28 protein-coding genes are annotated in these 23,629 nt (G+C 66.1%); 4 read left to right on the top strand and 24 right to left on the bottom strand.

Annotation, left to right across the window (positions count from 1 at the left end):
* Nucleotides 1-72: 72 nt before the first annotated feature.
* The 5 genes from hslO to J1N50_RS13055 form a co-directional block, all read right to left on the bottom strand.
* Complete coding sequence (hslO, locus tag J1N50_RS13075) at nt 73-987, bottom strand: Hsp33 family molecular chaperone HslO (protein ID WP_215354171.1); 915 nt, start codon at nt 985-987, stop codon at nt 73-75.
* On the bottom strand, nt 984-1,907 hold the full coding sequence (gene argF / locus J1N50_RS13070) for an ornithine carbamoyltransferase (RefSeq protein WP_215354169.1): 924 nt from the start codon (nt 1,905-1,907) through the stop codon (nt 984-986). The genes hslO and argF overlap by 4 nt, the downstream gene beginning before the upstream one ends.
* Nucleotides 1,908-3,095: an aspartate aminotransferase family protein gene (locus J1N50_RS13065; protein WP_215354167.1), complete on the bottom strand. Its 1,188-nt coding sequence runs from the start codon at nt 3,093-3,095 to the stop codon at nt 1,908-1,910.
* Nucleotides 3,096-3,202: 107 nt separating this feature from the next.
* Nucleotides 3,203-4,189 (bottom strand): LLM class flavin-dependent oxidoreductase, encoded by a 987-nt coding sequence (locus J1N50_RS13060; protein WP_215354166.1) that lies wholly within the window; start codon nt 4,187-4,189, stop codon nt 3,203-3,205.
* A 68-nt stretch (nt 4,190-4,257) separates the two neighbouring features.
* A complete protein-coding gene (locus J1N50_RS13055; protein ID WP_215354164.1) occupies nt 4,258-4,710 on the bottom strand; it encodes an Lrp/AsnC family transcriptional regulator in 453 nt (150 codons plus the stop codon).
* A 74-nt stretch (nt 4,711-4,784) separates the two neighbouring features.
* On the opposite strand from J1N50_RS13055, the gene J1N50_RS13050 reads away from it, so the two are divergent.
* Both J1N50_RS13050 and J1N50_RS13045 read left to right on the top strand, forming a co-directional pair.
* Complete coding sequence (locus tag J1N50_RS13050) at nt 4,785-5,375, top strand: LysE family translocator (RefSeq protein ID WP_215354163.1); 591 nt, start codon at nt 4,785-4,787, stop codon at nt 5,373-5,375.
* 63 nt (nt 5,376-5,438) lie between these two features.
* Nucleotides 5,439-6,455, top strand: a complete 1,017-nt coding sequence (locus J1N50_RS13045; protein WP_215354162.1) for an aldo/keto reductase — start codon at nt 5,439-5,441, stop codon at nt 6,453-6,455.
* On the opposite strand, the gene J1N50_RS13040 is transcribed toward J1N50_RS13045, so the two are convergent.
* From J1N50_RS13040 to glmU, 10 genes are all read right to left on the bottom strand, one after another.
* Nucleotides 6,440-7,021 carry a hypothetical protein gene (locus J1N50_RS13040; protein WP_215354161.1) on the bottom strand — a complete coding sequence of 194 codons (582 nt, stop codon included), beginning with the start codon at nt 7,019-7,021 and terminating at the stop codon, nt 6,440-6,442. The genes J1N50_RS13045 and J1N50_RS13040 overlap by 16 nt on opposite strands.
* A 16-nt stretch (nt 7,022-7,037) precedes the next feature.
* The gene (locus J1N50_RS13035; RefSeq protein WP_215354160.1) at nt 7,038-7,910 is read right to left on the bottom strand and encodes a dienelactone hydrolase family protein; all 873 of its coding nucleotides are present in this window, start codon (nt 7,908-7,910) and stop codon (nt 7,038-7,040) included.
* 271 nt (nt 7,911-8,181) lie between these two features.
* Nucleotides 8,182-8,883 (bottom strand): HAD family hydrolase, encoded by a 702-nt coding sequence (locus tag J1N50_RS13030; RefSeq protein ID WP_246553475.1) that lies wholly within the window; start codon nt 8,881-8,883, stop codon nt 8,182-8,184.
* Complete coding sequence (locus J1N50_RS13025) at nt 8,847-9,260, bottom strand: GFA family protein (RefSeq protein WP_215354156.1); 414 nt, start codon at nt 9,258-9,260, stop codon at nt 8,847-8,849. The genes J1N50_RS13030 and J1N50_RS13025 overlap by 37 nt, the downstream gene beginning before the upstream one ends.
* Nucleotides 9,257-11,080: a glutamine--fructose-6-phosphate transaminase (isomerizing) gene (gene glmS / locus J1N50_RS13020; protein WP_215354154.1), complete on the bottom strand. Its 1,824-nt coding sequence runs from the start codon at nt 11,078-11,080 to the stop codon at nt 9,257-9,259. Before glmS ends, J1N50_RS13025 begins: the two co-directional genes overlap by 4 nt.
* Nucleotides 11,081-11,097: 17 nt before the next feature.
* Nucleotides 11,098-11,466, bottom strand: coding sequence for a PIN domain-containing protein (locus J1N50_RS13015; RefSeq protein ID WP_215354152.1), 369 nt, complete (start codon nt 11,464-11,466; stop codon nt 11,098-11,100).
* Nucleotides 11,463-11,687, bottom strand: a complete 225-nt coding sequence (locus J1N50_RS13010) for a ribbon-helix-helix domain-containing protein (RefSeq protein ID WP_215354150.1) — start codon at nt 11,685-11,687, stop codon at nt 11,463-11,465. The genes J1N50_RS13015 and J1N50_RS13010 overlap by 4 nt, the downstream gene beginning before the upstream one ends.
* Nucleotides 11,688-11,717: 30 nt before the next feature.
* Nucleotides 11,718-12,032, bottom strand: coding sequence for a hypothetical protein (locus J1N50_RS13005; protein ID WP_215354148.1), 315 nt, complete (start codon nt 12,030-12,032; stop codon nt 11,718-11,720).
* Entirely contained in the window at nt 12,029-12,586 is a 558-nt protein-coding gene (locus J1N50_RS13000; protein WP_215354146.1) for a GNAT family N-acetyltransferase, read from the bottom strand. Before J1N50_RS13000 ends, J1N50_RS13005 begins: the two co-directional genes overlap by 4 nt.
* A 4-nt stretch (nt 12,587-12,590) precedes the next feature.
* Nucleotides 12,591-13,943 (bottom strand): bifunctional UDP-N-acetylglucosamine diphosphorylase/glucosamine-1-phosphate N-acetyltransferase GlmU, encoded by a 1,353-nt coding sequence (gene glmU / locus J1N50_RS12995; RefSeq protein WP_246553473.1) that lies wholly within the window; start codon nt 13,941-13,943, stop codon nt 12,591-12,593.
* Nucleotides 13,944-14,104: 161 nt separating this feature from the next.
* Here glmU and J1N50_RS12990 point away from each other — a divergent pair, with 161 nt between their 5' ends.
* Nucleotides 14,105-14,764, top strand: a complete 660-nt coding sequence (locus J1N50_RS12990) for an HAD-IA family hydrolase (protein WP_215354142.1) — start codon at nt 14,105-14,107, stop codon at nt 14,762-14,764.
* On the opposite strand, the gene J1N50_RS12985 is transcribed toward J1N50_RS12990, so the two are convergent.
* From J1N50_RS12985 to J1N50_RS12950, 8 genes are all read right to left on the bottom strand, one after another.
* Nucleotides 14,728-15,774 carry a nucleotidyltransferase domain-containing protein gene (locus J1N50_RS12985; protein ID WP_215354140.1) on the bottom strand — a complete coding sequence of 349 codons (1,047 nt, stop codon included), beginning with the start codon at nt 15,772-15,774 and terminating at the stop codon, nt 14,728-14,730. The genes J1N50_RS12990 and J1N50_RS12985 overlap by 37 nt on opposite strands.
* The gene (locus J1N50_RS12980; RefSeq protein ID WP_215354138.1) at nt 15,771-16,637 is read right to left on the bottom strand and encodes an HprK-related kinase A; all 867 of its coding nucleotides are present in this window, start codon (nt 16,635-16,637) and stop codon (nt 15,771-15,773) included. Before J1N50_RS12980 ends, J1N50_RS12985 begins: the two co-directional genes overlap by 4 nt.
* Nucleotides 16,634-16,915, bottom strand: a complete 282-nt coding sequence (locus J1N50_RS12975) for an HPr-rel-A system PqqD family peptide chaperone (RefSeq protein ID WP_215354136.1) — start codon at nt 16,913-16,915, stop codon at nt 16,634-16,636. Before J1N50_RS12975 ends, J1N50_RS12980 begins: the two co-directional genes overlap by 4 nt.
* Nucleotides 16,908-17,354: a MarR family winged helix-turn-helix transcriptional regulator gene (locus J1N50_RS12970; RefSeq protein WP_215354134.1), complete on the bottom strand. Its 447-nt coding sequence runs from the start codon at nt 17,352-17,354 to the stop codon at nt 16,908-16,910. Before J1N50_RS12970 ends, J1N50_RS12975 begins: the two co-directional genes overlap by 8 nt.
* 70 nt (nt 17,355-17,424) lie before the next feature.
* The gene (locus J1N50_RS12965; RefSeq protein ID WP_215354132.1) at nt 17,425-19,464 is read right to left on the bottom strand and encodes a TonB-dependent receptor; all 2,040 of its coding nucleotides are present in this window, start codon (nt 19,462-19,464) and stop codon (nt 17,425-17,427) included.
* Nucleotides 19,461-20,093 (bottom strand): maleylacetoacetate isomerase, encoded by a 633-nt coding sequence (maiA, locus tag J1N50_RS12960; RefSeq protein WP_215354130.1) that lies wholly within the window; start codon nt 20,091-20,093, stop codon nt 19,461-19,463. The genes J1N50_RS12965 and maiA overlap by 4 nt, the downstream gene beginning before the upstream one ends.
* Before the next feature lie 8 nt (nt 20,094-20,101).
* Nucleotides 20,102-21,127, bottom strand: coding sequence for an SO2930 family diheme c-type cytochrome (locus tag J1N50_RS12955; protein WP_215354128.1), 1,026 nt, complete (start codon nt 21,125-21,127; stop codon nt 20,102-20,104).
* A complete protein-coding gene (locus J1N50_RS12950; RefSeq protein ID WP_215354126.1) occupies nt 21,124-22,338 on the bottom strand; it encodes a parallel beta-helix domain-containing protein in 1,215 nt (404 codons plus the stop codon). Before J1N50_RS12950 ends, J1N50_RS12955 begins: the two co-directional genes overlap by 4 nt.
* Nucleotides 22,339-22,489: 151 nt before the next feature.
* On the opposite strand from J1N50_RS12950, the gene J1N50_RS12945 reads away from it, so the two are divergent.
* The gene (locus tag J1N50_RS12945) at nt 22,490-22,855 is read left to right on the top strand and encodes a DUF2147 domain-containing protein (protein WP_215354124.1); all 366 of its coding nucleotides are present in this window, start codon (nt 22,490-22,492) and stop codon (nt 22,853-22,855) included.
* 44 nt (nt 22,856-22,899) lie between these two features.
* Here J1N50_RS12945 and J1N50_RS12940 read toward each other — a convergent pair whose 3' ends face one another.
* Complete coding sequence (locus J1N50_RS12940; RefSeq protein ID WP_215354173.1) at nt 22,900-23,598, bottom strand: aspartate/glutamate racemase family protein; 699 nt, start codon at nt 23,596-23,598, stop codon at nt 22,900-22,902.
* Between the last annotated feature and the right edge of the window lie 31 nt (nt 23,599-23,629).

Raw genomic sequence — 23,629 nt, 5'->3', positions numbered from 1 at the left:
ACGGTATCTCGACATGGCATCACCTGTGTGAGGTGTTGCACTTCGTTTGTGAACTCAAGGGGGGTGAAACGCTCAATCGTGCGCCGCGATTTCGCCGAGAGAAACCGGAAAGACGCGCGAGCAAAAGGCGCAATCGACCTGCACCAGCCCGTCGTCGTCAGCCATCTCGCGGCGTTCGCCTTCGGGAAATTTCGAGAGCACGCCGGCAAAATAGTCGATGCTGCACCGGCAGCCGCGCGATACGGTCACGCCCGGTTGGACGCGAACCTCGTCCTCGTGAAAGAGCCGCCATGCCAGCGTCTCGAGCGAGGTTGCCGGGTCGGTGAGTTCTTCGTCCTTCAGCGTCGCGGCGATGGTCTTGGCATGTTCCCACTCGGGGTGATCGTGCCGCACATGCAGGCGGTCGCGTCCGACTTCGCCCTCGGGCAGGTGCTGGAGCAGCAGGCCGCCGGCAAGGCAGCCCGCCTCGGCATCGTGCCGCGCCGCCAGCTTGATCAGGCTCGGAATCTGTTCGGACTGCTCGAAATAATGCTCTGCGGCGTCGCCGATCGACGATCCTTCGAGCGGCACGATGCCCTGATAGCGCTCGCCGGTCGCCGCCTGGTCAAAGGTGATCGCCAGGAATCCTTCGCCGAACAGCGCAAACAGCGTCGGATCGGCGCCGACGCCGACCAGTCGCTCGGCATCGAATTTCAGATAACCGCGCAGTTCGCCGCCGCGATAGTCGCAGACAAGCAGTTCGATCGGCCCGCCGCCGGTCTGCGCCTGCAACGTAAGCTGGCTCCCCTCGTCCTTGAGCGTCGAGCCCAGCAGCACGGTCAATGCGAGCGCCTCGGCAAGCAGCTTTTCGGCGACCGGCGGATAGTTATGCGCGGCGATAATCGTGTTTAGCGCGGGCCCGAGACGCACGAGGCGGCCGCGAACATGGCGCTCGCTGATCGTGAACAGCAACGGCTGGTCGAACCAGGTTTCGATAATCTCGCTCATAACTTGCCGAGTGCCCAAAGCAGCACCGATTTTTGCGCGTGGACACGGTTTTCGGCCTCGTCCCAGACGCGCGACTGTTGGCCGTCGATCACCGCGTCGACCACTTCCTCGCCCCGATGCGCCGGCAGACAGTGGAGAAACAGCGCATCGCCCTTCGCCGCACCCATCAGCCGCTCGTCGACCTGATAGGGCGCCATCGCCGCGAGCTTGTTGTGCGCGTGATCCTGCCCCATCGATACCCAGGTGTCGGTGACGACCAGATCGGCGCCCGCGACCGCTTCGCGCGCGTCGCGCACGATGTCGATGCGCGCGCCCCTTGCGCGCGCCGCGTCGACGAAGCCGGCATCGGGTTCATAGCCCTGCGGCACGCCCGCGCGAACGTTGAAGCCGAACAGCCCCGCCGCCTCGATCAGCGAGGCGAGCACGTTATTGCCATCGCCGAGCCATGCGAGTTCGAGCCCCGGCAGCGCCTTCCCGCTCTCGACGATCGTCAGCAGGTCGGCGACGATCTGGCACGGATGCGACAGGTCGGTGAGGCCGTTGATGACCGGGACGCTGGCGAAGTGCGCCAGCTCTTCGACCTTTTCGTGGTGATCGGTACGGATCATGATCGCATCGGCATAGCGCGACAGCACCCGCGCGGTGTCGGCGATCGTCTCACCGCGGCCGAGCTGGGTCGTTCCGGCGTCGAGGATCATCGGCACGCCGCCCAATTGGCGGATCGCGATGTCGAACGAGCATCGGGTGCGCGTCGAGTTCTTCTCGAACACCATCGCCAGCACATGGTCGGCGAGCGGGGCGTCGGCGTCGGGTTTCGCCTTCGGCCAACCCGCGCGCGCCGCCTTGCGATCGATCGCGTCGGCGAGCATCGCCGCGACCGCATCCCCGCCCGCGTCGGTCAGGTTGAGGAAGTTCGGCATTTACGCTTCGGGCGGCGTATAGCTCGCCGCCCCCGCCGACAGTTTCTCGATGAATTCGTCGATATGCGCCTGTTCGATGTTGAGCGGCGGCAGCACGCGCACGACATTCTCGCCCGCCGCGACGGTCAGCAGCCCGTGATTGTCGCGCAGGTGCGCGACGAAGGCGCGGCTGTCGCTCTTGAGCTTGAGACCGAGCATAAGGCCGAGGCCGCGGGTGCTTTCGAACAGATCGTCATGGTTGGGGATGAGCTGTTCCAGCGCACCGCGCAGGCGTTCGCCGGTCGCCTTGACCTGGTCGAGAAAACCTTCCTCCAGAATGACGTCGAACACCGCCTGCCCCGCCGCCATTGCGAGCGGATTGCCGCCATAGGTCGAACCATGCGTGCCGATCACCATCCCGCGCGCCGCCTTTTCGGTCGCAAGGCACGCGCCGAGCGGGAAGCCGCCGCCGATACCCTTGGCGGTCGCCATGATGTCGGGGGTGACGCCATATTGTTCATAGGCATAGAGCGTGCCGGTGCGCGCGACGCCGCACTGGACTTCGTCGAACACCAGCACGAGGTCGCGTTCGTTGCAGATGTCGCGCAGGCCTTGCAGGAAGGGCTGCGACGCCGGACGGATGCCGCCCTCGCCCTGCACCGGCTCGACGAGGAAGCCCGCGGTGTTGTCGTCGACGAGGTCGAGCGCCGCATTGAGGTCGTCGAACGGCGCATAGGCGAAACCGGGCAGCAGCGGATCGAAACCCTTGCGCAGCTTTTCCTGATTGGTCGCCGAGATCGTGCCGAGCGTCCGGCCGTGGAACGCGTTGTTGAAGGTGATCAGCGTGTGCTTCTCTGCATTGCCGGCGCTCGAATGATAGGCGCGCGCCGTCTTGATCGCGCACTCGACCGCCTCGGCGCCCGAGTTGGTGAAGAAGACGGTGTCCGCGAACGTATTGTCGACGAGGCGCTGCGCAAATGCTTCGCCCTGCGGGCTGCCGTAAAGGTTCGACACATGCATCAGAGTCGCGGCCTGATCCTGGATCGCCTTGGTCAGATGCGGATGGCCATGGCCAAGCAGATTGACCGCGATGCCGCTCGCGAAGTCCAGATAGCGCTCGCCGCGCTCGCCGATCAGATAGGCGCCTTCGCCTCGCACCGGACGCACACCGCACCGGGGGTAAACGGGCATCAGCGGCGTGATCGACATGGGCTACACCTTTCAACAAAGACAAAAGTAAAAAGGCGACCCCGACGGGCCGCCCTTGGTGGGACCGCCCCTATACTGCCGCGGCCGGAGCCGCGTCAACACGAGCGTCAGAGCGACTTCGCAGCCTCCATCGCGAGCGCGACCGAATGTTTGCGCGCGGCATGGTCGTACATCGACGACGCGACGATGATCTCGTCGACGCCGGTCCGCGCCTTGAACGCCCTGAGACCCGAAGCGACATCGTCGACCGTTCCGACCGCCGAACATTGCAGCACATGGTCGAGGATCGCGCGCGCATTCGGCGGCAGGCTGTCCTTATAGCCTTCGAGCGGCGGCTTCATCTTGCCGGGATTGCCGGTGCGCAGCGCGACGAACGCCTGCTGCTGCGACGACGCGAGCAGTTCGGCTTCCTCGCACGTGTCGGCGGCAAAGACGTTGAACGCCGCGGCAGCATAGGGTTCGGCAAGCTGCTCCGAGGGTTTGAACTGGCGGCGATAGATGTCGAGCGCTTCGTCGAGCGCGTCGGGCGCAAAGTGACTGGCGAAGGCGTAGGGCAGACCCAGCATCGCCGCGAGCTGTGCGCCGAACAGGCTCGACCCGAGTATCCAGAGCGGCACCTTTGTCCCCTCCCCCGGCACCGCGCGGATGCCCAGCCGTTCGTCGCCGGCAAGGAACGCCTGCAACTCGACGACGTCCTGCGGAAACTGGCGCTCGTCGCTGGCAAGGTTACGGCGCAGCGCGCGGGCGACGACGCCGTCCGAACCCGGCGCCCGCCCGAGACCCAGATCGACGCGGCCGGGGAATAGCGCCTCCAAGGTGCCGAACTGTTCGGCGATCACCATCGGCGCATGGTTGGGCAGCATGATGCCGCCCGCGCCGATGCGGATGCTCGATGTCGCCTGCCCGATATGCGCCAGCACGACCGAGGTCGCGGCGCTCGCGATCCCCGCCATCCCGTGATGTTCGGCAACCCAATAGCGCTCGTACCCCAGCGCCTCGGCGTGCTTCGCGAGGTCGGCGGCGTTGGCGAGCGACTGGGAGATGGTGCCGGTATCGGTAACGGGCACAAGGTCGAGGAAGGACAGTTTCGTCATGCGGGCCGATATGCGGTTGCCGGGCATCGGGTTCAACCACAGCGCATCGCGGGCAGGCAGAAGAAAATCTACGCCCGCTCGTCCTTGGGCGATTCCATTAGTACATAAGTGGTGATCGAATGCACCTGCGGCAGCACGCCGAGCACCTCGGTGTGGAAATGCTTGTAAGATGCCAGATCTTCGGTCTCGACCCGCAGCAGATATTCGATCGCGCCGGTGAGATTGTGGCACTCGCGCACTTCGGGAGCGAGCGCCATCGCCGCCTCGAAGTCATTCTGCGACTTCTTCGTGTGCGACGACAGGCCGATCGTCACATAAGCGACGAACGTCAGCCCGAGCTTCGCCGGGTCGATCACCGCGCGATAGCCCTTGATGACGCCGCTGCGCTCGAGTTCCTGCACGCGGCGCAGGCAGGCCGAGGGCGACAGCCCGACGCGCTCGGCAAGTTCCAGGTTAGAGATTCGCCCGTCGCCGGACAATTCGTGCAATATCTTGCGGCCAATGGCGTCTATCTTGACCATAGATTGCAGAATATAACTGATCGCTTCGCATCTTTGCAACCCGTCGCGGATCGAAACGCATTATGTTGCGCCGTATGAACCAGACCGCTCTCGCCGCGCTCGCCGCCTTCGCGCTCGTCTCGTCGATCACGCCGGGGCCGAACAATATGATGCTGATGGCCTCGGGCGCCAATTTCGGCTTGCGCCGCACCGTGCCGCACGCCCTCGGCGTCGGCATCGGCTTTACGCTGATGATCGTCCTCGTCGGCGTCGGCCTTATGGGCCTGTTCGACCTTTTTCCGGTGCTCAACCTTGTCCTCAAGGTGGTGAGCGTCGTCTATCTGCTCTGGCTCGCATGGAAGATCGCCAACGCCGGCGCGCCTGGCGACGGCGAGAGCCCGCGCGGCAAGCCGATGAGCTTCTTCCAGGCGGTGATGTTCCAGTGGGTGAACCCCAAAGCGTGGTCGATGGCGCTGACCGCGATCGCGCTCTACGCCCCGAACCGCAATTTTGCGGCGGTGCTGCTCGTCGCGGTCGTCTTCGGCATCATCAACCTCCCCTCGACCAGCCTGTGGGCGGTGATGGGCATGTCGCTGCGCGGCTGGCTGTCGAGCCCCGCCCGACTGCGCGCCTTCAACTGGACGATGGCGGCCCTGCTGGTCGGATCGCTCGCGCTTCTTGTCTGATCCGATTGCCAGGTTGCTGGATGCAACCTAAAGACGGCGCTCCCCTCACAGGAGAAGAGAGCCATGCAAAGCCGCCGCCTCGGAAAAAGCGCCATCCACGTCTCGGACATCTGCATGGGGACGATGACCTTCGGCAGCCAGACCGACGAGGCCGAAGCCTTCCGCATTCTCGACCGCTGCTTCGACGAGGGGATCAATTTCTACGACACCGCCGAGGGCTATCCGGTGCCGCCCGACACGAAATGGGTAGGCCGCACCGAGGAAATCGTCGGCCGCTGGCTCAAGACCAAGAACCGCGACGCGATCATCCTTGCGACGAAGGTTTCGGGACCCAGCCACGTCTGGTTCAAGTCGCCGTGCCGCGGCGGAATGACCGCGCTCGACCGTCACAATATCCGCACCGCAATCGAAGCGAGCCTGACGCGTCTCCAGACCGACTATGTCGACCTCTACCAGACGCACTGGCCCGACCATGACGCGCCCTATGACGAGATCATGGACGCGCTCGACGAACTGGTCCGCGAGGGCAAGGTGCGCGTCCTCGGCTGTTCGAACGAGACGAGTTGGGGCCTGATGAAGTCGCTCGCCGCGTCCGAACGCCTCGGCGTCCAGCGCTACCATACGATCCAGAATAATTTCAGCCTCAACAACCGCCGCTTCGAGGACGAGCTGGCGCAGGTCTGTCGGCGGGAGGGCGTCAGCCTGATCCCCTATTCGCCGCTCGCCGGCGGGGTGTTGTCGGGCAAATATCAGAACGGCGCCCGGCCCGAAGGCGCGCGCTTCTCGCGCTATCTCGGCATGGAAGGGCGGCAGGCTGCGATGGGCCGCCGCTTCGTCAACGACAAGAGCCTCGCGGCGACCGGACGCTATCTTGCGATCGCCGAAGAACATGGCCTGCATCCGGTGACGATGGCGACCGCCTGGTCGAAGCAGCACGACTTCGTCGCCTCGACGATCGTCGGCGTCAGCGCCTATGATCAGGTCGACCCGATCCTCGCGGCGAAGGATCTGGTGCTGAGCGACGACCTGCTGAAGGCGCTGCACAAGGTCGGCAAGGACATCCTCTACCCGATGGGCTGATCGATCCGGCAGAGTGTCGGCCATTCGAGGACGAGCGCCTCGCCGGGGGCCAACTCTCGCCATTCCTTCGATACCGCGTCGAAGGCGGCGAACACATCCGCCCGGACAGTGTCGATCCGCGCCCGCTCGCCGCTGCTGAGCGTTGCGCGCACACGCGCAGCCTCGTCGTCCGCCGCCCGTTGAGGGGCGCGGTCCGGGCGCGTCCGGCGGCGCCAGCCGATGTCGAACAGGAAAGCGGCGCGTTCCGACAACTCGCCGTCGCGCCCCTGCCCCGTCATCAGCGCTTTACCCTTCGCTGCCTGCTTGCGGGCCGCACGGCGATGGGCCCTCGCATCGGCGCCGTCGGGGCCGCCGATATGAAAGGACCCGGCATCCCCGCCCGCGGCAATCTGCCCGAACACGCCGCCTTCCAACCCGAGAAGCGCTTCGACGACGAAATGCACCATGTCGTGCGGCAAGTCGGGATCGAAACCCGGCGCGGGATCCATCACCAGGGTCGGCGCCGACGCGCGATCGATCCGCATCGCATAGCGCCGCTCGCCCGACCGGATGAAATGAACCTTCATCGCGTCATCGGCGGCGTCAGGCGAGCTCGGCCTTGAACAGTTCGAGCATCCGCGCCCACGCCTTTTCGGCCGCCGCCTCGTTGTACGCGCGGCCGTCGGGCGGGCACCAGCCGTGCATTGCGCCCTCATAGACTTCGACCTCGTGCCATTGCTTGCGCGGATCGAGCACGGCCTTCAGCCGGTCCTTCTCTTCGGGGTCCTGCTTGTCGTCATTGTCGGCGATAGCGAACAGATAGCCCGCGTTGGTGTCGCCGATCAGCAGGTGCGGGCTGTCGGGCTTGTCGGTCGCGACCCCGCCGCCATGAAAGCTCGCCGCCGCCCCGACGCGATCGGGCTTCAGCGCGGCGGTGTAGATCGTCATCGCGCCGCCCATGCAATAGCCGGTGGTCCCGATCCGCCGCTTCGTATCGACTTCCTTCTGCGCGTCGAGAAAGGCGAGGTGCGCGGTCGCGTCGGTCGTAACGAGCGTCTTGTCGAGCTGTTTCAGATAGCCGAACAGCTTGTCGCGCACCGCGGGCACGTTGAAGTCGTTGGCGGCATCGACCACCGGCGACTTCTGCCAGCGATAAAAGGGGTTCACGGTCAGCACCGCATAGCCCTCGCCGGCCAGCCGGTCGGCCATCTGGCGGAAGGCGGGGCGAAGGCCGCGAATGTCGGGCCAGACGAGCACGCCCGGATGCTTGCCCTCGGCAGGCGCGACGAAATAGGCGTCGGCGGTGCCGTCGGCGGTGCGGATATTGACGTCGCGACCCTTCACCGGTCCCGCCGCGCCCGCCGACACCGGCAGCATCGACGCCAGCGCGCCCGCGCCGACGAGCGCGCCGAAGCTCCGGCGGTTTACGGGCAGCCCCGCGCGGTCGAGATCGGCTTCGGTGGTGTCATTGCACATACGCTCTCTCCTCTTCCCGCCCCCGATACGCGCCAGAACGCCAATGGCTGCAATTCGGCCGAAGGCGCCGAAAACTGCGCAACTTCACTCGCAAATCGCACCGATGAGGGCGATGGTTACAGAGGCAGCTAAGCACGGCGGTAAATAATAGGAAAGGCCCGATGCAGCGCATCTGCCCTGCCCCCTTCGTCATTCCCGCGAAAGCGCGAACCCGGTTGCACCTGTTGCTCGCTGGGTTCCCGCTTTCGCGGGAATGACGAAGGGAGAGCTATCAAGCTTTGAGCAAAATCTCGTCGTAACTATGCGCCACATGATGCACGCCGACACCGCGCAATATCTCGCCATGCGCCGCGCGGTCGACGATGTGCCCTGCGCCGCAAAAGCCCACGACGGTCATCCCCGCCGCCAGCGCCGCCCGCGCACCGGTCGGCGAATCCTCGATTGCCAGGCAGTCGGCGGGATCGATCCCGATCCCCTTCGCCGCCGCCAGATAGATGTCGGGATGCGGCTTGCCGCGGGCCCAGCCGTCGGCGCTATAGATATGGTCGCCGAAATGGTGGCGGAGGCCGAACAGGCCGAGCGCCCAGTCGATATATTCGGCGCGGCTGGACGAGGCGATCGCGCGCGGCATCGACCCCAGCTTGTCGAGAAAGGCCGGCGCGCCGGGAACGGCGTCGAACCCCTCCATGAACCGCGCCCGCGCCCGTGCCCGGTGCGTCTCGCGAAAATCGGCAGGCAGCGCGCGGCCGAAGCGCGCCTCGATCCGCCGCTGCGTTTCCTGCCAATTATGGCCGTAATAGTCGCGCAAGGCTTCGTCATAGGTCGTCGGCATTCCCGCCGCGGTCAGGCTTTCGGAGAGCGACTGGTTCGCGCGCACCTCGCTGTCGGCGATCACGCCGTCGAAGTCGAAGATGATGGCGGCGGGACGGATAGGGTTCAGGGCATAACCCCGGCGGCGCGCGCATAACCCCAATCTCCCTCGCCCGACCAATGGCGGCCGTCCGGGAAACTGAGCCTGATCCCGCTGAGTTGTTCGGGCGCGAACAGGCGCATGTTGACGCCCATCAGGTCGACCGCACCGCCCATGCGCTCGATCAGCCCTTGCGTGGCCGACCAGTGCGTCGAACAGCCGCAGGTGGCGCAGAAATGCAGGTCCGAATTGGGGTTCGGCCGATCGGCGCGGTTATAGGTCTGCGTCGGGCCTTCAATCGTGACATCGCGCGGCGAGTAATAGGCCCAGAGGATGCCGTGCGAAAAACAGAGCGAGCAATTGCACTCGGCAACCTCCTCGGGCGCCTTGGCGAGGCGAACCGACACGGCGCCGCAGTGGCAGGTTGTGGTCCAGTTCACTCCACCGTCACCGACTTCGCCAGATTGCGCGGCTGATCCACATCCGTGCCCTTCGCCACCGCGACATGATACGCCAGCAATTGCACCGGCACCGCATAGACCAGCGGCGCGATCAGAGGGTGGACCTTGGGCATTTCGATCGTCGCCATGCAGCCGTCGCCGGCTTCGGCGAGGCCCTCGGCGTCCGAAATCAGCACGACCTTGCCGCCGCGCGCCATGACTTCCTGCATGTTGCTGACGGTCTTTTCGAACAGCGGCCCGCTCGGCGCGAGGACGATCACCGGGACCGCCTCGTCGATCAGCGCGATCGGGCCGTGCTTCATCTCGCCCGACGCATAGCCTTCGGCGTGGATGTACGAGATTTCCTTGAGTTTCAGCGCGCCTTCGAGCGCGAGCGGATAGTCGGGGCCGCGGCCCAGATATAATACGTCGCGCGCCGGCGCGACCAAATGCGCCATCTTCGCGATATCCTCGTCATGCGCCAGCGCCGCGTTCAATGCGGCGGGGGCTTCGACCAGATGCTTGACGATCTCATGCTCTTCAGCGGCGCTGAGCTTGCCCTTCTTGAGCGCAAGATGCGCCGCGAGCGCGGCGAGTACCGCGAGCTGGCAGGTGAAGGCCTTGGTCGATGCAACCCCGATCTCCGGCCCCGCGTGCGTCGGCAGCAGCAGGTCAGCCTCGCGCGCCATGCTGCTCGTCGGCACGTTGACGACGACCGCGATCGTCTGGCCGTTCGCCTTGCAATGGCGGAGCGCCGCGAGCGTGTCGGCGGTCTCGCCCGACTGCGAGATGAAGAGCGCGAGCCCGCCGGGCTGGAGCACCGGATCGCGGTAGCGGAACTCGGACGCGACATCGATGTCGACGGGGACGCGCGCGAAGGTCTCGAACCAATATTTCGCGACCATGCCCGCGTAGAAGCTGGTGCCGCAAGCGACGATGGTGATGCGCTCGATCTTGCTGAGATCGAAATCCATCTGCGGCAATGCGACGGTCTGTTCGAGCGGGCGGATGTAGGAGGAAAGCGTCTGCGCGACCACGGTCGGCTGCTCGAAAATCTCCTTCTGCATGAAATGGCGGTAATTGCCCTTTTCGACCGCCGCGGCGGTCACGCCGCTGGTCGTGATCTCGCGGGTCACAGGGTTGTTCGCAGCGTCGTAGATCTGCGCGCCATCGCGGGTGATGACGACCCAGTCGCCCTCGTCGAGATAGGCGATCTTCTGCGTCAGCGGCGCGAGCGCGAGCGCGTCGCTGCCGAGATAGGTCTCGCCCTCGCCATAGCCGACGACGAGCGGCGATCCGAGCCGCGCACCGATGAGCAGGTCGGGGTGCTGGCGAAACGCAATCGCGAGCGCGAAGGCGCCGCGAAGCTGCGGCAGCACGGCCTTCACCGCGTCCTGCGGCGACAGGCCCGCCTCGACCTGCTCGCTGACAAGATGCGCAACGACCTCGGTGTCGGTCTCGCTCTCGAATTTGCGTCCGCGTGCCTGCAGCGCTTCGCGCAGCGGCTTGAAATTCTCGATGATGCCGTTGTGGACGAGCGCGACTTCACCCGTCGCGTGCGGGTGCGCGTTGCTCGTCGTCGGCGCGCCGTGCGTCGCCCAGCGCGTGTGGGCGATGCCGACCGTGCCGGGCGCCGGATTGCCCGCGAGTTCCTTGACGAGATTGCCGAGCTTCCCCTCGGCGCGGCGACGGATCAGCTGGCCGCCCTCGACCGTGCACACGCCCGCCGAATCATAGCCGCGATATTCCATGCGCTTGAGGCCATCGACCAGCCGGTCCGCGACCTGGTCCTTGCCGATGATTCCGATGATTCCGCACATGGGGGCTAAGCTTTCTTCTAGAGCGTGTAGGGAATGCGAATACCCGGCATCGACGCCGGAAACACCTTGATATTGCGGGTGACGAGTATGCGCCCGCTGATCTGCGCCGTCGCCAGTACGAAAGCGTCGGCAAGGGTCAAGCCCTTGCGTTCGGCGCGGAGGGCCGCAGCGCGACGTGCAACCGCGTCGCCGATCTCCTCGACCTGGAAACAGCCGAGAAAGGATTCGACCGCCTTGACCGATTGCGGATCGGCCGCCGACATCACCTCGGTCCAGCTCACGCGGCTGACGCTCTTGCGCCCCGCGCGGCGGATTTCATTGCGCGCCGCCTCGACGCCGTTCAGCGCGTCGATCAGGATATCGGAGTCGAACTGCGCGTCGATCATTCGCGCTTGCCCCGCAGGCGGCGCTGATATTTGAGGCCGTCGCCGATATCGTCGCGGTCTTTCCAGATACCGAACGCATTGTCGATCGCGTCACCCGACACGTCGGCGCGATAGGCGGCGACCGCGCGGCGCACCAGCTCGGCGCGCGAAACGCCCTGCCCCGCCGCGAGGGCGTCGAGCCATTCGACGTCGGAATCGGGAATGTCCGCGAGAAAGCGCATGCTACTCTGATATCATATCATGATATCAAATCAAGCCCGTCCGAAATTCCTATCGACGAAGGTCATGGCAAATTGCACCGGATCGGCGGGGCGGCCGTTGCCCTGCTCGAAGCGTAGCTTGCCCTCTTCCCAGATCTTGCGGACCTGCGCGGGCAAATCGGGTCCGAATTTCATCTGCTCCGCGACCATTTGCACCCAGCTGCCCGTCAGCCCCAGGCTCTGGCGCATCGTCGGCTCCATCGCCGCACAATAGGCGCGGGTCGGCTCGTCGAGATGCCCGATTGCATCGAGCACCCACGCGTCGACATAACGCAAAAAGGGTTTGTCGTCGTACCGGTCGCTCATGTCGTCTCCGTATTTTCAGACCCGGCCCGCTCACGCCATTCATCGCGCAGCAGGCCAAAGATCAGCGAATCGCGCACGCCGATATGCGTTTCCCACTCGCCGCGCAGCCGGCCTTCGCGCTGGAACCCCAGCCGTTCGAGCAGCCCGATCGATCCGGGATTTTCGGGGTCGGTATCGGCAAAGATGCGGCGCAGCTTCAGCTCGCCAAACCCATAGTCGACCACCCGCGCCACCGCTTCGCGCGCAATGCCTTTGCCCCATTGGCCGCGATGCAGGATATAGCCGACTTCCTTCACGTCAGGCTTGCGATCGATCAGGATCACCCAGCCGAGCGCGACATCGTCGCCCGCCGTGATCGCCCAGCAGATATGGCCCTGTCCTTCGGCAGCGTTGAACACCAGATAGTCGGCGGTTTCCTGAAGCGAGCGATGCGGTCCGCTCGACCACCAGACCATTACCTCGGGATCGGACAGCACCGGAAACAATGCGGCCGCATCATCCTCGCGCAGTTGGCGCAGCATAAGGCGCGCGGTCGTCAGCGTCGGCGCGGGCATCGGCCTATTTCTTCTCCGCCGCCTTCTTCTTGCGCATCGCATCGTGAAAGCGGTCCGCCCAGCCCGGCTTGACCGACTGTTCGGCGCGCACGAGGCGGAGTTCGCCGTCCATCACGTCGCGCGTCACCGTGCTGCCCGCCGCGACGATCGCATCGCGGCCGATCTTCACCGGCGCGACGAGCGCGCTGTTCGATCCGATGAAGGCATTCTCGCCGATCTCGGTCCGATATTTGAAATAGCCATCATAGTTGCAGGTGATCGTCCCCGCGCCGATGTTCGCCCCTGCGCCGATGGTCGCATCGCCGAGGTAAGTAAGATGGTTCGCCTTGGCGCCCTTCCCGAGGGTAGTCTTCTTCACCTCGACGAAATTGCCGATCTTGGCCTTTTCGCCAAGAATCGTTCCCGGACGGAGGCGCGCAAAGGGGCCGACTTCGCAGCCGACACCGATGGTCGCCCCCTCGATATGGCTGAAGCCGCGGATCGTGACCCCATCGGCGACCTTCGTACCGGGACCGAAGAAGACATTCGGTTCGATCGTCACATCGCGGCCGATCTCCGTATCCCACGAGAACCAGACGGTTTCGGGCGCCTTCAGCGACGCGCCACCCGCCATCGCCTCGTCGCGCCTGAACGCCTGCCACTGCGCCTCGGCGGCGGCAAGTTCGGCGCGGCTGTTGATCCCCGCAACGTCGGACGGGTCGGTCCTGACCACCGCGCAATGGCGTCCGTCGGCGTTCGCGATGTTCACGATGTCGACGAGATAAAATTCCTTCGCCGCATTGTCGTCGGTGACGCGCGCGAGCAGCGCGAACAGGTCGCGCGCCTTCGCCGCCATCAGGCCCGAATTGCACAGCCGGACGGCGCGCTCGGCGTCGGTCGCATCCTTATGCTCGACCATCTTCACGACGCGGTCGCCATCGGTGATGACGCGGCCATATTGCAATGCATCGTCGGGCTCGAACGCCAGCACCACAACCGCGGGCGCATCGGCGGCGCCCAGGCGGTCGATCATCGCCTGCATCGTCGCGGTGGGCACGAAGGGCACGTCGCCATAGAGGATGAGCACGTCGCCGTCGAAACCGGCGAGCGCGCTTTCCGCCTGCTGCACCGCGTGACCGGTGCCAAGCTGCGGTTCCTGCACCGCCAGATCGGCGCTGCCTTTCAGCGCCGCCTCGATCTGGTCGGCCTTGTCGCCGACGACGACCACCTTCTTCGCAGGCGCCAGCGCATCGACCGCCGCCATCAGGTGCAGCAGCATGGGCCGCCCCGCGATCGGGTGCAGCACCTTGTGGAGGTCGGACTTCATGCGGGTGCCCTTGCCCGCAGCAAGGATGATGGCGGCGATGGGATTAGTCATGCCGCGTCCCATGCCAGCAAATCATTGCGGTTTCCAGCACATCGCGCCATGCGATTATCCAAATCCCGTTCGCATCGAGCGAAGTCGAGATGCCGTGAAGGCGCGCTCGATCGTTGGGTGTCTCGACTTCGCTCGACACGAACGGAAAGAGAGGTTTGCGCATGGACTTTCCCTTCCGCATCGTCGGCTTCGACCTCGACGGCACGCTGGTCGATACCGCGGGCGATCTGACCGCGGCGGTGAACCATGCCCTGGCTCTGCTCGACCGCGCGCCGCTGAGCGAGGCCGAGGTGCGGCCGATGATCGGGCTGGGGGCCAGGCATATGCTCGAACAGGGCCTCGCCGCGACCGGCGGCGTTTCCGAAGGCGTGGTCGAGCGGCTCTATCCCGAGTTGCTCCGCTATTATGGCCAGCATATCGCGGTGCGCAGCCGCCCCTTCCCCGGCCTGATCGACGCGCTCGACCGGCTGGACGCGCTCGGGGTCCGGACCGCGGTCGCCACGAACAAGGCCGAAGGGCTGGCGCGCCAGCTGCTTGCGGAATTCGGCCTCGCCGACCGGATGAGCGCGATCGTCGGCGGCGACACGCTCGGCGTCCGCAAGCCCTCGCCCGGCCCCATCCACGCCATGATCGAGCAAAGCGACGGCGGACGGACGGCGTTCGTCGGCGACAGCATCTATGACGTCATGGCTGCAAAAGCCGCCGGCGTACCGAGCATCCTCGTCGGCTTCGGCTTCCTCGACCGGCCCGCCGCGGACTTCGGCGCCGATCATGTGATCGATCATTATGACGAACTGGTTCCCCTGCTCGCGGGATTGTGACCCTTGCGCCATTTGGTCCACAGATGCTTCGCCAGCATGAGCGGCGGCATCCGCATCCAGTGCGAGCGAATGTAGAACGCTTGCTGCAGCAGGAAATCGGTCTGGCGGCCCCAATCGTCGCGCGCGAGCAGGCGCCGCCGGAACCACAGGTCGGCGGGATCGTGACGGTCCCACCCCGGCGGCAGCACCGCGCCATAAATGTCCCGCGCCAGCCGCGCCGAGCGGTGCGCCGCGCCGCGCAGCCCGTGCATCGCGGCGCGCCCGTCGAGCTTGCCCCAATAGCCGGGATCGGCCGAGGCGAAATCGCGCGTCAGGCAATGGAAATCCCAAAGGTTGCGCAGGCCGCCCTGCAGGTCACCGTCGGCGATCATATGCGCGGCGCAATGCACAGCCATATCTTCGGGACAGAGCACCGCATAGCCATCGACAGTGGCGACGGCATCGCCGACCAGCGCCAGCGCGTCGGGCGTCTTGCGGTGGGTAAGCGGCAGGATCGTGTGATGAACGTCGATCATCCGGTCGCGCACCGAGTGAATCAGCGGCGGCAGCTCGTGCATATGTTCGCGGTAATAGAAATCGTCATAGGGGTCCGACTTCACCCACTCCCAGCCGGCGTTGAGCAGCGCATTCTCGGCCCGGCGGACGTCGAGCGCCTGGACGAGGATGTCGAGGTCGCCGATCTGGCGGCCTTCGCTGCACGACAGCCCGGCGGCGGCATAGGCCGCGCCCTTCAGCAACACGAATTCGATTCCCTGCGGCGCCAGCGCGCGGCGCGCCATTTCCACTTCCCACAGCGCCTGCGCCTGCGCGACCCTGGCGGCGGCGCGCTGGTCGGCAAACAGAGCCGCGACCGCGGGCGGCAGACCGGTATCGCGCAGATGGTGCGCCAGCGTCGCCAGCATCGCCTCGGCGCGCGCGACGCTGATCACGCCGTCCCAGTCGCGCGGCGCCAGCGTCGCCGCATCGGCCCGCCCGGCCAGCAGATCGACAAGCGTGCGGACCGCGCTCACCGTGCCGTCTCCGCCCAAAGCCGCTCGACCAGCGCCATGCCGGTCGCGCTGTCGGGATAGGAGATACCGAAAGCGGGCGTCCCGCGCACCAGCCGCGCCAGCGCCGCGAAGCCCGCCTCTCCGAGCGCGGTATAGTTGGTCGACGCTTCGGTCAGGCGAACGAAGGCTTCGCCTTCGCCCATCGGCTCGATCGCCGCTTCGCCGCCGAAGCGCGGGAAGAGGATCAACGCCGGGCGTGCCGGCACGTGCATCGCCGCGATCGCGTCGGCGCGCGGAACCAGGTGGCGAATGTCACCCTTCGGCGTGCCAACGAGCAGCGGCCCCATCCGCGCCGCATCGACGCGCGCCGTCATCTCGGCAATCGCTTCGTTCTTCAGGCTGACCACGCGGGGGAAGGCCAGCGCATCGCCGCTCGCGGGATCGATCAGCGTGAATTCGTCGCCCATCAGCCGCCAGTCGCCCTCGCCGAGCAATGCGGCGAGCGTCGACTTCCCCGATCCGGACTCGCCCGACAGGATCACGGCGCGCCCGTCCCTTGCGACCGCGCTCGCATGGAGCAGCAAATGTCGCCGCCAGCCGAGCGCCACCTGCAGGTTCATCCCCATTTCCGCCGCGAGCAGCCCCATTGCGAGCGGCAGCGGCAGCGCGTCGGGGACGACGAAGTCGCCGCCGATATGCACCGATGGGCGCAGCCAGCGCCGCCACGGCCGCGCCGCGAACAGGCGCACCGTCGCGTCGGCGGGCCGCGCATCGTCGCGCGGATAGTCGGCATACAAGGCCTCGATCGCCGCGATGGGCGCGCGCCAGTCGCTGCCGATCCGGAACCGGACGGGGCCGACCTGGATTCGCGCGCTGTGCCTCACGCTTCCGCCACCAACCCCATCGCGGCAAGCTCGGCGAGCCGGTCGGCGACGATGGCGGCGACATCCCCCTCGCCATCGAGATCGAATTCGCCGGCAAGCCGGGCAGCGATCGCATCGGCTCCGCACGCGTCGCCTCCCATCGCCGCCAATATTTCGGGCATCGGCGCGATCACGAGATGTGTCTGCATCGACCGGCGGTCGAAGATCGCGGTCAGGTCGCCGAGCGCCTCGACGCGCAGCGCGTCGGCGGGCGCGGCGCGATAGGCGCGATCAGGCATAATTTTCGGCGGTCGCGAGCAGCTTGACGAGAATTTTCATCAGCGTCGCGCGCTCGTCGCGGGTCAGCGCCGATTCGAGCTTTTCCTCTGCCGCCAGCGCCGCCGGGACAATCGCGTCATAGAGCGAGCGCCCCGTCTGGGTCAGCTCGAGATGGTGCGAGCGTCCGTCGACCGCGTGCGCCTGCCGCGCGATGAGTTGGCGGTCGGCGAGCGCCTTCGCGGCGCGATTGACCGTCACCTTGTCCATATGGGTGATCGCGACCAGCTCGCGCTGGGTGCGCGGCACGCCCTCGCCCAGCACCGCCATCAGCCGCCATTCGGGGATCTTCAGCCCGAACCGGTTCTGATATTCGGCGGCGATCCGGCTCGACAGGGCGTTGGAAGCGACGGACAGACGATAGGGCAGGAAATCGTCGAGATTCAGCTTCTTCGCGGCCATGCCTTGCAAACCCCCAAAATGCCGTTTCCCCGGCTCGTACATCCTACCGCCAGTTTCGGGCCTGTGAAGGTCAGAATGTGACGCGGCCGCCGATCCACAACGTCCTCGGCGTCGCGCGTTCGACGATCCCCGCCGACGAGATCGCGGCGGGCACCAGTTCGTTCGTGATATTTTCCCCCCGCGCCTCGATGCTGATCGCGTCGGTGAGGCGCCACGACACCCCGGCGTCGAGCGTTAGCGCGTCGCCCAGCCGCAGCAAGCCGAGATCGTCTTCGTTCTGCTTGCCGATATAGCGCAGCGTCGCGAAGCCGCCGACGGGGCCGTTGCCATTGCTGCGCAGCGAGACGCTGCCGCCATGTTTCGCGATCTGCGCCGGACGCCGCCCGTCGAGCGCCGCCGCCGCGCCCGATGCGTCGACCTTGGCATCGGTGAAGGCATAGGTCGCGCGAAGCGTCGCCGGGCCGACGCGCTGCTCGGCGCTCGCCTCGATACCCTTGCTGTCGATCGCATCGAGATTCCGGCGCTGGTTGAGATTGGGCGCCAGCGTGACATTGGCGATTGCGTTCGACAGATGGTTGGCGAACAGCGTCACCGACAGCTTCGTCGCGCCCCGCTCCCAATCGGCGCCCACTTCACCGCCCCAAAGGCGCTCGGGTTCCAGCGCCTCGTTCGCGGTCGTCACCTCGGCGCCGACGCGGAAGGGCCGGTAAAGTTCGTTGAGCGTCGGCAGGCGCCAACCGCGATACCCCGCGGCGCGCAGCGCGAATGCGTCCGACGTCCAGCGGACACCCGCGCGGCCGCTGCCTTCCCAGCCCTGTCGCGACGCGAAACGCAGGTTGGTGATGACCGACCCGCCGATATTGCGTTCGAGCCGGTATCCTTCGCCAAGCCACCAGCGATCGACCCGGCCGCTGATCGTGAACAGCAGAGCGTCGCTCGCCTGACCCGACGTCCATTCGGCGAAGGCGCCAATCGTGTCACTGCTGCCTCCGGCGATGCGGTGGCGTCCGGGGACGATGCCGGTAAAGAAGAAATCCTCCTCGGTGCGCCCGGTGGTGCGGCGCCAGTCTGCCCCGACGCGCAGCGGATTGTCACCGCCGATCGCCGGACGCAGTTCGACGCGCGCGCCGAGCCCGGTCGCGGGCACGCGCTGAAAGAGCGCGGGCGCGACGCTGTTCCGTCCCGCCGCGACGCTCGCAAAACCGCTCTCGAAATCGCGAAGCTGAACATAGGCGAGCGCGAGCCACTGCGTCGCGCCATAGGGATCGTGAACGAAGCGAACGCTCGCGTCGACGCCGTCGAACTTGCTCTGCGTGAAATTGGTACCGCGCTCGCGCCGGTCCGAAAAGCCGCGCACGCTCGCCTCGATCCGGCTGTCGTCGCCCGCATCGAAGCGCAGGCGGAGGCCCAGCCCGCCCTGTTCGTACGGCGCAGCGCGATCGACGCTGCCGCGCTGGCCCTTTGCGATCGGAATGAAGCCGTCGCCGAGGCTGTAGCGGCCATCTACCGCCACCTGTCCGCTGCCCAGTTCGCCGCCAACCGACGCCGACACGTCCCAGCTATCACGGCCGCCATAGGCCGCGGTCGCCTCGACGCCATCGGTCATCGTCGAATAGAGCCCGACCGTCCCCGCAAGCGCGCCGGGCCCGTCGACCCCACTGCCTCCCCCGCGCGTGATGATCGCGCCGCCGAGGTTGATCGCGTCATAGGCGGACCAGGCGACCCAGCCGCCGAACGGGTCGGCCTGCGGCACGCCGTCGAGCGTGACCAGCGCGCGGCTCGACGCGTTGCCGCCAAGGCCACGGAGTGTGATGCCCTGGCTGGTGGGATGCGCGCTGCGACCGTCGGAGCGGCGGAACTGGACTAGACCGGCTTCGTCGCGCAGGCGGTTTTCGACGCGGGCGCCCAGACCGGCGTCGACGTCGAGCAGAATCGTCGAAGACTGGACGCGGTCGCTGTCGGATTCCTGTAGCATCCCGCCCCCTACTACGACAATTTCCTGCCGAGGAACCTGCCGTGTGGGAACGACGATATATTGCTCGTCGACCTCCTGCGCCATCGCCGCCGCCGGCATCGCCAGCAGCGCAGCCCCCGCGAGCAACCGTATCACGCGGGCTTCACCGCGTCGGGATGCGCCTTTTGGAACGCGTCCAGTTTCATGCACGCCGCATCGATCTCCACCAGCCGCGGATATTCGTCCAGCGGCACCTCGAAGCGCCGCGCATTGTACATCTGCGGCACGAGACAGCAGTCGGCGATCCCCGGCGCATCGCCGCCAAGATAGCGCCCGTCGCCCGCCATCGCCTCGAGCGCCTCGAACCCCTGTGCGATCCAGGTCGCGATCCAGCGGTCCTTGGTCTGCTCGTTGAGCCCCAGATCCCTCGTCAGATATTTAAGGACGCGAAGGTTGTTGAGCGGATGAATGTCGCTCGCGATCACCTGCGCCCGCGCCAGCGCGACGGCGCGCGGCATCGGATCGTCGGGGATCAGCCGCGGCTCAGGAAAGGCGCGGTCGAGCCAGTCGATGATCGCCATGCTCTGGATGATCGGCTCGCCTTCGACCACCAGCATCGGCACGAAGCCCTGTGCATTCTGCTCCAGATAGCTATCGCTCCGTTGTTCACCCGCGATCAGGCTGACCTCGACGCGCTCATAGGCGAGCGCTTTCAGGTTCATCGCGATGCGGACGCGAAAGCTGGCCGAGGAGCGGAAATAATCGTGGAGGACGAGGCTGGTCATGGCGCCGTCTAATGCGATGCTTTTGGCATCTCCGCAATCCATTGCCGCAGCAGTGCCGCGCCTTCCTTATGGACCGTCGAGCGGCCGAGCTCGGGCATCGCGATCCCCGGCTCGGTGCTTTCGAGGCGATAGATGAGGAAGCTGCGGTCGGGCTCGCCCGGCGCGATCGCAAAATCCATCCCGCCGCTGCCGCGCCCCGCCGCGGTCGGGCGCTTGCCGATCCCGTAGTTGACATTCACCGGATCGGTCCAGCGCAGGAACAGCCCGCTGTTCGATGCGCTGCCCTCGGGATTGTGGCAATGCGCGCAATTGACGTCGAGATAGGCGCGCGCGCGGTCCTGCAAACTGCCGCTTGCCGGATCGTCCCAGCGCGGCATGGCCGGCTTGAGCGCTTCGGGCCGGTCGAACCAGCGCCGTTTTGCATCTGCGCTCATCGTCGCGGGGAGGACGAGGTTGCGCGCCTTCGGACCGATCGGCACTATCGCGCCCGCGCGGCTGTGGCATTCCTTGCACTGATTCTTGTTCGGCACGCCGTACTGGATGCGGTGGGCGCCGCCGCCGGGGCTCTCGAAATTCACCGGCACGCGCCGCCCTGCGATCGCGAGCGACGCGTCCCGGCCATCGGCGTCCCAGATATAAGGCAACGCGACCCAGCCCTTCGCACGGTGGATGAGCAGCCGCGTCTCGACCGGGCGGCCGCCATTTTGGTCGGGCCAGCCAAAGCTCTTGACGATCACTGTGCCCACCGGAAACGCGATCGTGCCGTCGTCGGCGACCTCGGCCTTCTTGCCCGCCGGGATCGAAACGAAGCGATGCTTCTCGGCATAGTCGCTGAACAGCGGCGTGTTCAGCGTATAGGCAAAGCTTGCGACCGGACGCGCCGGATCATTGCCCGCGAACAGACCGAAGGCGGACAGCTTCGGCGGCATCGTGTCGCCGTCGACCAGCGCCTGATCGACGGCCGGCGGTGCGACACCGCCCGCACCGCTCGCAAAAAGCAGCGCAGCAGCAAGCGCCGCGACGACGGGCTTCACTGGACCTTCGCCTCCATGCTCGCGGGCAGCTTGATCTCGGGCAGCGCCGCCGGGGGCGTGCCCTTCAGCGTCACCGGCGTCGGCTTCGCCTGATCGCGCGGCGTCTTCGCATCGGGCAGGTTCAGCGACAGCACCCCGACCTCGTCGAGGACGACCGCGTCGCCCGCGCCGTCCCACAGCACCGGCGGGATCGCCCCGCCCAGCGCCGCCGCGATCTCTGCCCCGCCCTCGAAAGCCGGTGCATAACCCGCCTTGCCATGCTGGTTGCCGCGCACGACGATGCCCTTCGGCAGCGGCTGGTAGTTCGGATCCTTGTGATCGTAGCGATAGCCGACGATCATGACGTTGGCGGTGCCGTTCTGGTCGAAGACATTGCCGAAAATCTCGACATCGCGGTTCGCCATCACCAGCACGCCGGTGCCGGTCGGGACGCTCGCGACGATATTGCCCTTCGGCGCGAAGTTCGGCGTGCTGTTGTCGCTGACGATATTCTCGAACACCCGGACATTGTGCCCGCCCTGCTGCGGCAGGCTCGGCAGGTCAAAGACCAGAATGCCGCCCGTATTCTTCGCCGCGATATTATCATGGACATCGGCGTCGAAACTGTTCTCGATTTCGATCCCGGCGACATTCTCGGTCGCGATCGAATCGCGGACGATGATATTCTTCGACTGGCCGACATAGATGCCCGCATCCGAGGCGCCGCGGACATAGACGCTGTCGATCAGCACGTCGCTGCTCTCGACGGGATAGACGCCATAGGCGCCGTTGGTTTCCTTGGGGCCCGCGGTCCATTCGACGCGAAGCTGGTGATAGACGATGCGGTTCGCGCCCTTCGACTTGATCCCGTCGCCCTTGGTGTTGAGCACCGCGAAATTGGTCAGGAACACGTCGTCGCTGGTGACCAGCAGCCCCTCGCCCGCGCCCTGCTGGCCCGAGAAATCGAGGATCGATCCCTCGCCGTCCTTCGTTCCTGCGCCGCGCACGGTCACATTGTCGACGTCGAGCGACAGCCCGTCGGTCAGCTTCCAGACCCCCGCGCCCAGTTCGACCGTGTCGCCGGGCTCGGCGAGGATCAGCGCTTCCTGCAGCTTTTCATTGGCGTCGGGCGTTCCCGCCTTGACGCTGATCGTCTTTGCCGCCGCCGGAACGGCGACGAAAGCCGCCACGAAACAGAGCGTCGCCGCGTGGCGCAGGCGTTGGAATCGCATGAGTCTCTCCCTTGTTTTGCGGAACCATGCGGCAAGACTTGACGGATGCCAAGCGGGTTGCTGACATGGGTGTAGCTAATAAAAACCGGGAGTGGTCGCCTTGTATTTGAGAATTGGATTCGCGCTTGCAGCCTTCATCGCTGTTCCGTCGATGGCTGCCGCGCCACCGGCGGCGGTCAGCGGGCGCTGGAAAACCGACGATGGCAAGGCGATCATCGCGATGATGCCATGCGGCACCAAGATGTGCGGCCGGGTCGAGCGCCTGCTGATCAAGCAGCCCGCGGGCGGGCAGCTCGACGAGCGGAACCCCGACAAGGCGAAGCGCGGGCGGCAGGTCACCGGCCTGCAAATCTACTGGGATCTTGTCCCGACCGACGACGGCTGGAAGGGGCCGGGCTACAGCCCCGAGGACGGTCGCTATTATACCGCGCACATCCGCGTGAAGGGGAACAAGCTGACCGTGAAAGGCTGCGTCGCGGTCTTCTGCAAGACCGTCACCTGGACGCGGATCGCTTGATCCTTTGATCCTCCCTGTCGCGCAGCGATGGGGAGGATTGGATTTCAGGGCGCATCCCCCAGGATCCAGTCGACCCCCGCCGCCACATGAATACGCGTCGTGTCGTAGATCGGCAGGACGTTGGCGTCGGTATCGACCAGCATCACCAGTTCGGTGCACGCCAGCACGATCGCCTGCACATCCTGTTTTGCGATGTCGGTGATGAAAGTCTTCATCGTGCGCCGCGAACTTTCGTTCACCTTGCCCAGCATCAGCTCTTCGTAAATGATCCGGTCGATCTCTTCCGCGCGGCTCGCGTCATAGGGCGCCAGGGTCAGGCCGTGGCGAACGAGGCGCTGGCGGAACCACGGCTCGGTCATCACGTTGCGCGTGCCGATTACCGCCGCAGCCTTGATGCCGTCGGCCTTCATCTTTTCGCCCGTCTCGTCGACGATGTGAAGCAGCGGGATCGAGATCGCCGCCGCGACATCCTCGGCGACCTTGTGCATCGAATTGGCGGCAATCATCAGCGCGGTTGCCCCCGCCTCCTCCAGCCGCCTGGCCGACGCGGTCAGCACCTCCTTCGCATGGGCCCATTGTTCGGGCGTCGAAATGCGCGACAGCTCGCAATAATTCAGGCTCTCCATCAGGATCGGCGCCGAACAGGCGGTGCCGAGGCGTTTTTGAACGCCCTTGTTGAGATGCCTGTAATAAAGCTCGGTCGATGCCCAGCTCATTCCCCCGATCAGGCCGATCTTGCGCATAAGGTCCCTATCCCAAAACACGTCGCCCCCG

It is taken from the genome of Sphingopyxis soli (assembly GCF_018682675.1).
GTDB lineage: Bacteria > Pseudomonadota > Alphaproteobacteria > Sphingomonadales > Sphingomonadaceae > Sphingopyxis > Sphingopyxis soli.
Note: the sequence above shows the minus strand (reverse complement) of the source record. Positions and strands in the feature narration are given on the sequence as shown.